This is a genomic window from Wolbachia endosymbiont (group B) of Silvanus unidentatus (assembly GCF_964028615.1).
GTDB lineage: Bacteria > Pseudomonadota > Alphaproteobacteria > Rickettsiales > Anaplasmataceae > Wolbachia.
Map to the genome: position 1 here is coordinate 1,568,959 of NZ_OZ034795.1, position 13,438 is coordinate 1,582,396.

Here is a 13,438-nt window from a genome sequence, read left to right on the forward strand (position 1 = left end):
TCTATATAATACGAGAGGAAAGCAAGTTACCTACTTTTCTACTCTCTGCCACCTTCTCAACAGAACTTATAGAACTTATGTTAGAAGATAAATCATTATCACAACTTTCCTCATCGCTATCAAGTCCACTATCAAAACTTGAAGATCTGGATAACTCTGTCTTCTTTTGTGAGGCACTATCAGGCTCACTAAAAACGTTTCCTGCTAGAGTATAAAATTGATGATTGAAGCTTCTTTGTTCAATAGAACTCATGTTAGAAGATAAACCATTATCACTACCATATCCGCCATCAGAGCTTGAAGATCCGAGTAACGTCATCTTTTCTTCCAGTGGAACACAAGACTCATTATTAGTCTCATTAAAAATATTTCTTGTTGGAGTATAAAATTGATTATTTAGGCTTCTTTGTTCATCAGCATGAATTTTTTCTCCCAGTCCATCAGCTATTTCTACAACTTTATCATCCCATTCATTCTCACACTCTAGTTTGCTTCTTAACTCTTCAACTTCCCATGCTAGTTTGTGTATCCCTTGTTCATAAGATTCCAGTTGTGCTTTATGCTCATCTTTCAACTCTTGCACTTGAAGTTTTAAATTGCTTATATACTGCTCCTTTTCCTTCATTATGTGTGCTGCTTCTTTTAATTTGTCTTCTAACTCCTTCTTTTCTGTATTAACATCTTTTAGCTTACCCTCTAGCTTTCCTTTTGCTTCACATACATTTTTAAGTTCTTGTGCTTTCTCTTGTAACTCTGCTAACACACTTGCTAACTTTTCATTTTTTTGTGCCAGTTCAGTTTGCAATTCTGTGTTTTTTCGCTCTTCTTTTCCAAAACTGTTTTGTAAATCAGTTATTTGTTGTGAAGCAACTTCTGGTTGAGTTTCAGTGTGCTGTAAATTGACTTCCAATGCATTGCTATTAATAGAAGGAGAAGAAGGAAGGCTATTATCAGCATCAACTTTATGATCTAACTTCCCCTCTGGTTCCTTACCTTGATAAGCCACCATAGATTCATTGTAAAAATTAATAGGAGTAGCCCTATTCTCTTCTAGTGATTCCATTACAGCATCGTATAAGGAGAGACCTTGAATATATAATTCATCGTTTTGCTTTATTAATTCTAGAATCTCCTTCGATGAAACAAAATCTTCACCATTAAATTTTAGTATTTCAGTTATGCCATCTCTACTCACATTCATAATCATGGTACACATTCCTGATCCATCTTTTGCAGCCCAAGTGCTTGTCATTTCATAATATGCACCTTCTTTAAATTCATAATATCTTTTCTTATCTTTTTTATGAGCGTGTATTTCATGTTTTTTATTGCAATAAATATTCAGTTCTTTAATATCTTTCTCTTGCTGTAAAACGTCACTAATCTTTGTTGGCTCACTATTGTCGTAATGAGTAAGGTTAATATTCAAAACTTTATTATTATTGTCAATTTCTTCACAGTAAACTTGAAAGTCCTCTTTCCATTTTCCAAAATACCTACTTGCAACTTCTTTTCCTTCCTTTACTAACTCTATGTATTTACCTATATTTTTCTCAAAGTCCTCATTAACAGGCTTTTCTCTTTCTTTTACTGCTTCATCCACATACATTCGCTTAAAATCATTATCACCTATTAGATTACTAAAACGCCAATTACCATAAGCTTTTTGTATATCAGTAAAGTCCATCTTTTCTCTCAAAAGCGCTAATAAGCTTATCTTATCTCTCAAATTTTCTAACTCACAATCGAGAAAATCATCGAAACTGCATAACTTTTTATACAGTTCCCTATCTTCTATAATTGAGCGAAGAAATTTCATTATAGTAAGGTTCTTAATGAAAGGCTCATTTTTTTCTGCATCATTAATATAGCTTTTGAGAAATTGAAATATACCAAGCCCATCACTATCTTGGACAAACTTCTCTCTATCATTAACACAATTGTTGCCCTGTGATGAACATAATCTATTATGCAATTTTTGCAAGTCATGTATTGACTTAACTACATATTCTGCAACTGACAATTCTCTCGGCTGATCACTTGTTTTTTCCGCTCTTACTGCTTTGTCTCCCTTAGTCAAACCTGCAATCATAATACGCCTCCTTTAACTATGTTTATATTATAACAATCAACATGTATTTAAGAAAAATCACACTGCTCACTGTACGTTTACGCTGCTACTTTGCATAATAGATTGCTTGAAGTCACACAAGTATCGTTTTTTATTAGATAAAAGTTAACAAGACGTTTTCATAGATTTTTAAGCTTAATAACATCCTCTCTATTGGGACTAGTTGAAATTAGATGAATTGGTACACCTATTAATTCTTCTATTTTTCTCACATATTTCATCAAATTTGCAGGTAATTCCTTAACTGACCTTTTGCCTTGAGTTTTCTCTTTCCAACCAGGAAATTCTTCATATATTGGCTCTAATTCTTTTTGTATTGAATGTGATGCGGGTAAATAATCATACATTTTTCCGCCATACTTATAACCAGTGCCTATTTTAATAGTATCAAAAGAATCAAGAATATCTAATTTGGTTAATACAATGCTTGAAACTCCAGAGAGTTGTACGGCCTGGCGCACTAAAACTGCGTCAAACCATCCGCAGCGCCTTCTTCTATTGCTTACTGTTCCAAGTTCCTTACCTATAGAAAATAAGCTGTCTCCAATCTCGTTATTTTGTTCAGTAGGAAATGGACCATTACCCACTCTTGTTGTATACGCTTTTGCTACACCAATAATTTGAGCATTGTAGGATAATCCTGAGCCTGTTATCGCTTGCGATGCTACGGTATTACTTGAAGTAACAAAAGGGTAAGTTCCGTGGTCGATATCTAAAAATGCGCCTTGAGCGCCTTCAAATATTATTTTCTTACCTTCTTTCATAAAATCATTTAGTATCTTCCACACAGGTTTTTTATATAAAAGAATTTTTTCTGAAATCTCTTGAATTTCCTTTAATATTTCTTCTTTTTTAACTACCTGGTAGTTAAGTCCTTTTCTGATAGCATTATGGTAACTCAGGAGAGCATCCACTCTTTGATTGAGCTCATCTGTGTTTTCTAAGTCACAAAGGCGTATAGCTCTCCTGCCAACTTTATCTTCATAACATGGCCCTATCCCTTTGTTTGTTGTACCAATTTTGTGATTTCCGTTTAAATCTTCAAATAGCTTTTCCTTGTCCTTATGTACGCTAAGTATTAATGGACAGCTCTCGGATACCATCAAGTTGTTATAGTTTACGTCCACTCCTTTAACTTTCAATGACTCTATTTCTGAGACTAGAGCATGTGAATCAAGAGCAACACCGTTTCCTATAATAGATATTTTGTCCGCTCTCAAAACAGCAGAGGGCAGTAAATTTAATTTATAAACCTCATCATCTATTACTATAGTGTGCCCTGCATTATTTCCTCCCTGAAATCTCACAACTACATCTGCATTCTCAGAAAGATAATCTACTATTTTACCCTTGCCTTCGTCACCCCATTGCAGACCAACAATTACAATATTATTCATCACTATTTTCTAGATTAATACGTAAATATTAATGCAGCATGCTACAAATGAAAAGAGAAATCTACGCCTTTCCTATATCCCTAAAATAAAGAAATAGACTATCGACTTTTTTATATATTATAAAATTATTCATCATTATATGGTACAACTTACAGCATATTTATAGTAAGGTGTTAATTATGAAAGAGGCAAAGAAGAGTCCGGTAGTTAGATTAAAGGCCACAGCTAAAGAATTCAATTTTAGTAAATTAAGAGCAGATCAAGATAATAAATTAGCGAATTCCGGTGAAACAATGTTCTTAGATTTTCAAAGAATGAATTTTATTATTAATGAAAAAGAAATAGATAAAAATTTTATTATTGCATTTAAGGAAGGAGCTAAAGATTATAAAAATGAGATTTTTAACCGTGATAATTTTGATAACCTCTCTGAAGAAGGTAAAGCTTTTATGGAACCAGTACTTAAAGAGCTTGATCAAGATAGACTATCTGAAGTTTGGGAAAATCATTGTAATAGCCCTACAGTTGCTGATGAAAAAAAAATTGATGAATATAGAAAGGAATTTGAGAGATTTTATAACGCAGGGAGAAGCTCTTATCATCTATTCTCCAAAAAAGATTACCGTGCATTAGCAAAGGAAATTTTCAAGGAAATGTTCAGGTACGCTGGGGCAGAAGTTCCAAGTAATGCTATTTTAGAAGAGCTAGTCACCAATTGTAATCAAGCAGGGTATGAAGCTGGTATATTTAATGAATCTCATGCAGCACTCAGTAGTTGTAGCTTGATTCCACATAGTCCTAAAAAAGCGCTAAACATTTACTGCACTGATCACAACCACATAAAAGTGAAGTCTGATATGGCAATGCCTATAACCACGCTTAACAATCCGAAAGAGAAAATATGTGACCTATCCAGCTCATTAGAATTCACACTTGAATCTCAAGATAGCAAAAATGGTATAATATATAAAGAAGGTAAGTTATCACTTACTATTCCTGAAGAGCTAAAAAACTATAAAGATAATGGCAAGAGCTTGTTTGACATTATTAAAGAATATTTTCAGAAATTCTGTGCAGAACTAGGATTTAAATATGAGACAAAAATACAAATAGAGCATGACTTAGGTACTCAAATCAAAGTAAATAACTATTTAGATGGTACGATATCAACCATAGGATCAGATGCAAATGAAGAATTTATTAATCTTTTAAGCAAAAACCTCAGAGAGAAGTTATTGGAATCAGGAGTTGCTCTAGGAGGTGAAGACGTTGATGATATTATTGAAGTCAGAGTATCTGCAGTTATGGATCTACTGCGTGATTATACTAAATTAGAAGATAATAAAGAAAACAGAGAGTTATTAATAAGTGAAGTAGCAGATAATTTAGGGCTTTCCACTCAAGATAAAACAGCATCAGAAGTATTGATGGAATTAAACTCTTTACCTTCTTCGATAAAAGGTCAGGTTAATCATAATCAAGTGCAGTTTGTTGTAAATATTTTTACCAATTTAATTGTTGAAGGAAAAAGCGAAGTATACAAAGAAAAAAATGCAATTGATGCAATTCATCAGAAGATAGATAAGGCAATTGTTGAGCAAGAAAAAAGAGCAACCAACAAACAAGATATAGAAAATGATAAATGGACAGATAAAATAAAAAAACAGAGATTATCTATGGAATCACATGGGCATTTGCATTAAAGATACTGTGTACAGAGGCGTAGTATGCTCAATTTTCGCCTTTCATTTAAAGCACTCAAATTGATCAAACACACTCAATCGAAAGCGTTTGTAGATTCGATATCTTGAGTAACTTGACGCAGAGAGAATTGTATACCTTAGTCAACTTTTCTAGCGGTATCCATAAGGTAAATCATTATTTGAGTGTTACACCCAAGCCCTCTTTATTTTCCTCTGTTATCAAGCTAAAAATACCATTTGGTTTCATTATGTATACGAAACTATTATGCTTGCAAGAAAAAAAAACCTAAAAAACTGGAAAAGAGAATAGGAATTTGACATAAGCTATTCCCAAATTTTCAATGTTCATATGGTTATAAGCAGTACAGCTATTAATCATCCATTATTGATATACCTGAATTATTCTCAGTAAATAAATCAAGTATAATGTTAGGTACTCTACCGTCAACTATGTGAACAACCCCTGCACATTCTTCTACCATTTTAGTATATGACATAAGCCTTTCAACAAATTTTTCTCCTTTAATTTTTCCACAATCAATCGATTCTTTTAAATTTTTAATCAAGACTCTTCCATTGCCAACTTTGTTTATTTCTTCATCTGTATCACTCAAGATTATCATTTTAGATGCGTAAACTGCAAGTGCAATTGCACTTGCAGTGCTATCAGTATCAATATGATATGTTTCTCCATTTTTTCCATAACCGATAGGTGCAATAACTGGTATAGAATCTGATTCTTCAATAAAGAATAATATATCAGGATTGATTTCAGTTGGTCTACCGATAAATCCCATGTCTAGTATTTTTTCAATATTATTTAATCTATTTTCCCTAAGCGTAGTGCTTATCTTTTCAGCTTTTATGAGGTTGCCATCTTTTCCACATAGTCCAATAGCTGAACCACCAGCAGAATTTATATGCTGAACAATTTTTTTATTAATTGAACCACACAGTGCCATTTCAATGATTTTCATAGTGCTTTTGTCTGTAAGTCTGACACCATTTATAAACTTATCATTCATATCTAGCATTTTTAACACTAAGTTAATTTCATATTCTCCGTCATGAACTACTACCGGATTTATACCAAGCTGTTTCAACAGAACAACATTATGCGCAAAAGCACTAAGCAGCGTTTCATCTGAGATTATTACACTGCTGCATTTGATGATAAAAGTTTCGCCTACAAATTTAGGTATGTTAGACAGAACTTCAAATAATATTTCTGTTTTTTCCTTCAATGGCATCTTACCATTTAAAGATTCATCACTTTTCATTTTTTTATCTTGTAAATTTGAAAAACTCATCTCTTACCTTGGTGATTTTATGCTTAACACGAATGCTTATTTGATGAATTGATACATGTTCATTATTAACCCACTTTTGAGTATTTTCTAGAATAGCATTTAGACTTTCCTGATTCACTTTATCTATTTTTGTTAGCACAATATTAAAGTTAATATTATTACATATTAACCAATAAACAAAGTCTTTGTCTATTTCTTTTAATCCTACCTTGCTATCTATAAGCACAAACACTCTTTTTAGATTTCTCCTGTGAATTAGATAGTACTCAATTAGGTTTAAGTATTGTACTGCTTCTTCCTTGCTTGCACAAGAATAGCCATAACCCGGTAGGTCGACAATCCTAAACTTATCATTGTACATAGAGTAAAAATTTATTTGTCTAGTGCATCCAGGTTTAGAAGAAACTCTTGCAGCTTTTTTGCTGTTTATCAGCAAGTTGATTAAACTTGATTTTCCTACGTTTGATCTACCAGCAAATGCAATCTCTGGAGCCGACTCATCTGGTAATGATTTTTTGTCTGAAGCTCCAAATATGAAGCTGCAGATTGATGTTATCTGTTTTGCCATTATACTTAGGTAGAAATATTCGAGACAATTATAGTGTTATTGCTTGATATAAGAAATTTTTTATTTCAGTATATATTACTTACTTAAACAGCTGAAAACTAGACCTGTACTATATGGATATAGAGAATAATTTACAAGACTTAAAAAAAAAGTTTTCTGATGTAGAGAGAAATCTGGAAAACCCTACCAATTTGAGTCAAAAAGAATTCGTTAGTTTTTCAAAGGAATACTCTGAACTCAGACCAATTATCGAGATAATCGATGAATATAATATATTAAAAGAGGAAATTTCAGATTTAGAAGAAATCATGAAAGATGAGAACAGCGATGGTGATATAAAAGAGTTAGCAAAAGAAGAACTTCTTGAGAAGCAAAAGATAGTATTACCGAAAGTAAAAGCAAAACTAAAGTTGGCATTATTACCCAAAGATGAAGATGACTCAAGAAATGCAATATTAGAAATTAGAGCAGGCACAGGCGGAGAAGAAGCAGCATTATTTGCAGCGATGTTATTTCGTATGTATCAAAAATATGCAGAAAGAAGAAATTGGAAGTTTGAGCCAATAAGTATTTCTAATACAGGTATAGGTGGCTATAAGGAAGCTTCTGCACTCATTAATGGAACAGAAGTTTTTGCAAGACTGAAATTTGAGTCAGGGGTGCACAGAGTACAAAGAGTGCCAGAAACTGAATCCTCAGGAAGATTGCACACTTCCGCAGCTACTGTTGCAGTATTACCTGAAGTAGAAGAGGTTGACTTTGAAATAGAAGAAAAAGATTTACGCATAGATGTTTATAGATCCAGTGGTCCTGGAGGGCAATCAGTGAATACAACTGACAGCGCAGTAAGGGTCACCCACTTGCCAACAGGGATAGTTGTAATACAGCAAGATGAAAAATCGCAGCACAAAAATAAGGCTAAAGCGCTCAAAGTGTTGAGAGCAAGGCTATACGAAATTGAAAGACAAAAAAAAGAAATGGAAAGGTCAACAATGAGGAAAAGCCAAATTGGTTCTGGAGATCGCTCTGAACGTATAAGAACTTATAACTTTCCACAATCAAGAATAACAGATCATAGAATTAATCTCACTTCACATCGACTAGAACAGATTATAAAAGAAGGTGAACTAGATGAATTTATTGAGGCATTGATTTCACGAAATGAAGCAGAAAGGTTGACTGGAGGGGGTAATGTTACTTTTTGATGGAAATTTGAAACAAAGCATAGGTATCAGGTTAAAAAGAAGTAAAGTTAGTTGTTCATAAGGTTGACAATTATTTAAATTTATGCTATAATTAGCAGCTCTATAACTTACAGAAACCATGGAAGTTGACTTTAATCAATATGTTAATAGTAACACCTTAGAGTTAAATAATCTATATGTATATATGGAAAAGCTAGTAAACTTTTTACAGAAAAAGCAAAATATTACAAGCTTGACTTTATCTAATTGTTATATTGATGCTCAGTGCGGAGAAGTTTTAAATGAAGCATTAGAGAATATTAATCTTCCAAATATTACTGAGTGTAAATTAACTTCTAGCATTATTGGCGCAGAAGGCTCAATAGCAATCACTAAATTGTTAAAGAATGGTAACTTTCCAAATCTTATTAAACTTGATTTAATTTCTAATGATATTGATGTTGAAAGTGGAATAATATTAATGAGTGCGCTAAGGGGTAGTAGTTTTTCAAATATTAAAGAATTTAATTTACTTTATGACAACGTCTGCAACGAAGGCATAGCAGCATTACGTGAATCATAGAACAACAATATGCTTCCAAATCTTATTAAGTTTAGTTTTCCCTTTAGTATTACTAATGATAACAAAGATATGGAAATGTCAAACGAATACCTATTCGGTTAATAGCATCATATAGAAAAAGGCAAGTTACATTTATTTGTTGCTGCTCATAGAACATCCAAATTCAACTATAGACCTGCTAAAAGGTGTAGGAAATCTTACTGCTATTGACATTATTGCGAAAATTCCATCAATTGATAACTTCCTATTCTGTGTAAAAAAATAAGAAAGGAGAGGAAAAAAAGGATTAGTTTCTTTTATGATTATCCAAGAAGTCTAGTCTAAATTCAAGTTTTGTGAATAGGCCTAGCGCTTAAATTTTTGATTAAAAAGGGACAAGTTTAGTAAAAAATAATGATATTATAAGTGGAACATAAAATAGTCCCACTGCAGTACTAATTAGGAGCAATAAAGTAGCTTTATCTGGTTGGTAATTTAAAATATTAGCAAGTATTATACTGGATCCAGAAATTGGAATAATAGCCAGTAACATCAGTGCTTTATAGATGCTTTCATCATATATACCTGTAACATGCTTGTCTAGTAAGACAATTCCCAAAACAAATAACGGCCAGAATATGTACTTTGCTACAATAGTGGTCAAAGCAAGCTTCCAATCTACTTTAAAATTTGTAATTTGTGCAATACTTATTCCAAGCAGCACCATTCCTAATGTGATAAATGTACTTCTGATATTTATCATAACATCCGTCAAAAAAGTGGGTATTTGTATATCATATATACTTAAAAAGAAGCCTAGAATCATCGCATATAATGAAGGAAGTTTGAGTAACTTTAATATGCATTCTTTTGCAGTATAGATACCATTTGCAGCTATATAAAATCCCAAGCTATTTTCAAATAGTGCCATTCCTATGTAACAGACAACATACACAGACACTGAATCTTCATCAAATAAAGCCATGGCAATCGGTAGACCAAAATAACCCATGCTTGTGCTGCCCGAGCTAAACGCTAATATGTTTCTCGTGTTGTCCTTAAATAAAAAAGAAGAAAGATAATACACTGATAAGGACATAGTACTACCTATAAACCATATCAAAATCGGCAGAGAAATTACTTTTAAATTAACTTCTGTATGAGATACTCCGTATAAAATCACTATTGGATTAGCTATATAAAAGAGTATTTGAGATATAGTATTTCTATCAATTTTAAGATATCTTCCTGCTAAGTAACCAATAAGTATTGTAATGTAAATAGGTAATATTTTGAGGAAAAGAGTGAAGAACATACTAGCCTATTGTGATATCTTTGCTGATAAAGTGATATTAGATTTTAAGGTATTGTAAAAGCAAGTAAAATTTATTTTCCAATTAATCAAGTTCATAGTTAGTTAAAAAAGATTCACTGAGTGCCAAAATTTGTTCTTATATAGGACTTAATAATGATATTTTTATGACTAAATTATGTTAAGTTTGTATAAAGCTCCTTGTATATTTTTATAAGCCACTTTTAGTAATTTAGGTAGATTGTTGAAAAAACACTCATCTTGAATGGTTCTCAGGAATTCTTGCCTTAATCATTAAAATCGCACTATTACTTTCCATAATTTTTTTAAAGCCAACTTTTTCGTAAACACGGATTGCACAAACATTTGCTATACCTGGGTCGACAAAGGCATTCTCATAAACTTTAAAGACAAATTTGTTTAAAAATATATTCAAAGCTTGTGAACCAACTCCTTTACCTACATAATTCAGCTCTCCGATATACCAGTCTATAGCAGCACAACTTTCTGGAAGTTCTAAAGTGTTATAGATCTGTTTAGGTGGGAAATCATGTTTGTTGTAATATTGAATATAACCAATATCAACTCCATCACAATTAATAATGAATGCGTGCATTGGTTTTTCAATAATTTGTGTCTTAAATTTCAAACGTTTGAATCCTTTAACGTAGTTGCTATATTTTTTCTCAATTAACTCTGGTGTCCAATTTATATCCGTATCCCACCACTTCTTTATATGGGGCATTTCTACCCATTTTAATAATAGTGAAAAATGTTCTTCTTTCAACGCTTTAAATGTGATATTTTTATTCATTAATTAAAGATTTTAAGTGTTACTACCGTTTTTATTAATTCTATCTCTAATTGCTAAGTTCATTGAAATTGATATTTCTGTACCTAGTTTTCCTGATATAGTACTCTATTTTAACGTACCGGAAGGCACAATTCAATTAACTATTGCTTATAATTTTTTAGGCGTTTGCATAGGAGGGTTATTTTTTGGTCCATTGTCTGAATGCTATGGCAGAAGAAGGATGATGATCATAGGCAACACTTTGCTACTCATCGGTGCTGTTGGCTGTGTTTTTGCGCTGTCAGTTTCTTGGCTTTTAATCTCTCGCTTTATTCAAGGCATTGGTGTTAGCACATCTGTAGTTGTGTTTGCAATTATTGCAGACAGCTATAAAGGCAACGAAGCAGTAAAATTTATTGGAATCATGAATTCTATTATCACAGTTCTTATAGCAATTGCACCAGTATTAGGCAGTTTCATCAACAAAATTGTTGGGTGGCGTGGTAACTATGCAAGTGTTGCAATACTTTGTTTCATCTCTTGGGTTTTGCTGCTTTTTCTGTTACCAGAAACAAAAAAGGACCGTGATATTTTTAGTCTAAAAAAAATGATGAAAGACTATAAAAAATTATTATCAAGTTCAAAATTTATGGTGTTGTCTTTGGCACAGAGCCTTTTTTCTGCGGCTTATATGTCATTCATTACTTGTGGCCCTTTTTTGTATATGGAAACTTTTGGTTTATCCAGCACTATTTATGCGCTACATCAAGGTGCAATGGTTGGGTCTTTCTCACTAATTAGCCTGTTTTCCAGTAAGATCTTAAAGAAACTTGGAGCAATTTGGTGTGTAATTTCCGGTACAGGCGTAATTGCTATTGGATCCCTATCACTTTTAATATTCAGTATAATCATGCCCAGTGCTTACTACTTAGTAACGCTGTCTATGGTTATTTTTTGTATTGGCTGTGGAATTTGTCAAGCAGTCATTTTCAATGCATCATTAAATATTTTCCCTGAAATGAAAGGCACAACTTCTTCTGCAATTTCATTTATTAGAGCTTCTATCATGGCTATTTTTATCGGCTTAACAAGCTACGTTTACGATGGTCAAGCAACCAGTGTAGCTATTCTTGTTTTTTTTGCAGTAGTTCTAATTTACTGTCTATTTATTGTTTTCAAGGTCTGGAAAAATCTATAATCACCATATAGATCCTTCTCATTTCTAGTTATTGCGGTAATATGTATTGTAACTTTGCTGGCTGCTCTAGATGTATCTCTTCCAAATCACCTAATCTATATTAGTTAAAGAGTATTATCTTGCTCATGCGTCTAAAGTTTGAGAGCCAATTTTCAGCAATCCAATCAAATTCCAATTTTTTTCAAACAACTGTTTCTTGCTATTTTTGTACCTTAAAAAATTTAGCTTACTTTTACGCTAGCTTGTTCAAATAGCATTAGTACGATTTACTTTTTTTGAATGTAGAGATTTTCTAGGGATTGTCCTCTTAAATTCTATAGTATCTTGTTTAACATTGAAACGAGAATCCAGTTTCAAGCATTGAAGTGACGAATCAAGAGCTGCTTTTATTCCACCACTCTCAACTACTCGAGTAGTGGACAATGGAATACGATTACTTTCGTTTATACTAATCAGCACGTCAAATTCTATGCTATTATTGTGTTGTTTGATGTTGCTAGCTCTAATTTTACCATTTCCAAACCAAAACTTTATAGAATTACTCGCATCATGATTGATGTCTGCAGAATCAGGCAAAATAGCAAAATTCGCGTTGTTTACAAATCTAGAAAACGCATTTTTGATGTCGTTAAATGTACCGTAATGGTCTATATGGTCGTCATTAATACTTGTTACAACAGCAATATCTGCAGGAATTTTTAACATAGTTCCATCAGACTCATCAGCCTCAATTAAGAAAATGTCACTTTTGCCAAGTTTTGCATTACTCTGATAGGAATTTAATATTCCTCCAACAATTACAGTGGCGTCAGCACCAGAATGATCAAAAATGGAAGCAATCATAGCTGTCGTCGTCGTCTTGCCACTTGAACCTGAAACTGCTATCACATATTTACCTTTCATAATTTTAACCAGCATGTCTGACCTATGCAAAACGGTTTTATTGTTATTTCTTGCTGCAACTAGCTCCACATTATCAGGTTTTATTGCGGAAGAATGTACAACTATTTGAGCTTGTCTAATACTACTTGCATCGTGACCAATATAGACCTCTATACCTAATTTTTGTAACCTATCTATATTGTCGTTTGATCGCGTATCACTGCCTTGAACTTTATAACTGGAATTATGAAGAATTTCAGCAATTGCGCTCATTCCAATTCCACCTATACCGATTATATGTATTACTTCTTTTTTAGTGCTGTGCATATTTGGCAGTAGACGTTTACTTATTACTAAATTTATTATAGTATAATTTAAAATCCTCATGGTATCGAACC

11 protein-coding genes and 1 pseudogene are annotated in these 13,438 nt (G+C 32.6%); 5 read left to right on the forward strand and 7 right to left on the reverse strand.

The annotated features are described in order from the left end of the window. Position 1: 1 nt before the first annotated feature. The gene (locus tag ABWU65_RS07470) at positions 2–2,092 is read right to left on the reverse strand and encodes a hypothetical protein (protein WP_264684793.1); all 2,091 of its coding nucleotides are present in this window, start codon (positions 2,090–2,092) and stop codon (positions 2–4) included. Between the two features lie 158 nt (positions 2,093–2,250). Next, entirely contained in the window at positions 2,251–3,528 is a 1,278-nt protein-coding gene (locus ABWU65_RS07475; RefSeq protein WP_007302822.1) for an adenylosuccinate synthase, read from the reverse strand. A gap of 179 nt (positions 3,529–3,707) precedes the next feature. Between ABWU65_RS07475 and ABWU65_RS07480 the strand changes: the two genes are divergently transcribed. Then, on the forward strand, positions 3,708–5,231 hold the full coding sequence (locus ABWU65_RS07480; RefSeq protein WP_265025419.1) for a hypothetical protein: 1,524 nt from the start codon (positions 3,708–3,710) through the stop codon (positions 5,229–5,231). 371 nt (positions 5,232–5,602) lie between these two features. Here the strand turns inward: ABWU65_RS07480 and argB are convergent, their stop codons facing one another. Together argB and yihA are read right to left on the reverse strand one after the other, a co-directional pair. After that, on the reverse strand, positions 5,603–6,511 hold the full coding sequence (argB, locus tag ABWU65_RS07485) for an acetylglutamate kinase (protein WP_012481724.1): 909 nt from the start codon (positions 6,509–6,511) through the stop codon (positions 5,603–5,605). 4 nt (positions 6,512–6,515) lie between these two features. Beyond that, the gene (gene yihA / locus ABWU65_RS07490) at positions 6,516–7,109 is read right to left on the reverse strand and encodes a ribosome biogenesis GTP-binding protein YihA/YsxC (RefSeq protein WP_007302825.1); all 594 of its coding nucleotides are present in this window, start codon (positions 7,107–7,109) and stop codon (positions 6,516–6,518) included. A 113-nt stretch (positions 7,110–7,222) separates the two neighbouring features. On the opposite strand from yihA, the gene prfA reads away from it, so the two are divergent. The 3 genes from prfA to ABWU65_RS07505 all read left to right on the forward strand — a co-directional run bounded on the left by prfA (position 7,223) and on the right by ABWU65_RS07505 (position 9,141). Further along, positions 7,223–8,314, forward strand: a complete 1,092-nt coding sequence (prfA, locus tag ABWU65_RS07495) for a peptide chain release factor 1 (protein WP_353280586.1) — start codon at positions 7,223–7,225, stop codon at positions 8,312–8,314. A gap of 118 nt (positions 8,315–8,432) precedes the next feature. After that, on the forward strand, positions 8,433–8,876 hold the full coding sequence (locus tag ABWU65_RS07500; RefSeq protein WP_012481725.1) for a hypothetical protein: 444 nt from the start codon (positions 8,433–8,435) through the stop codon (positions 8,874–8,876). Positions 8,877–9,012: 136 nt separating this feature from the next. Beyond that, entirely contained in the window at positions 9,013–9,141 is a 129-nt protein-coding gene (locus ABWU65_RS07505) for a hypothetical protein (protein ID WP_353280588.1), read from the forward strand. A gap of 99 nt (positions 9,142–9,240) precedes the next feature. On the opposite strand, the gene ABWU65_RS07510 is transcribed toward ABWU65_RS07505, so the two are convergent. Together ABWU65_RS07510 and ABWU65_RS07515 are read right to left on the reverse strand one after the other, a co-directional pair. Then, positions 9,241–10,170: an AEC family transporter gene (locus ABWU65_RS07510; protein ID WP_007302828.1), complete on the reverse strand. Its 930-nt coding sequence runs from the start codon at positions 10,168–10,170 to the stop codon at positions 9,241–9,243. Between the two features lie 253 nt (positions 10,171–10,423). Then, positions 10,424–10,981 (reverse strand): GNAT family N-acetyltransferase, encoded by a 558-nt coding sequence (locus ABWU65_RS07515; RefSeq protein WP_007302829.1) that lies wholly within the window; start codon positions 10,979–10,981, stop codon positions 10,424–10,426. Positions 10,982–10,997: 16 nt separating this feature from the next. On the opposite strand from ABWU65_RS07515, the gene ABWU65_RS07520 reads away from it, so the two are divergent. After that, on the forward strand, positions 10,998–12,158 hold the full coding sequence (locus tag ABWU65_RS07520) for a multidrug effflux MFS transporter (RefSeq protein ID WP_007302830.1): 1,161 nt from the start codon (positions 10,998–11,000) through the stop codon (positions 12,156–12,158). A gap of 440 nt (positions 12,159–12,598) precedes the next feature. Here the strand turns inward: ABWU65_RS07520 and ABWU65_RS07525 are convergent. Further along, a pseudogene (locus ABWU65_RS07525) lies at positions 12,599–13,427 on the reverse strand (Mur ligase domain-containing protein); the annotation flags it as partial. Positions 13,428–13,438: the final 11 nt, after the last annotated feature.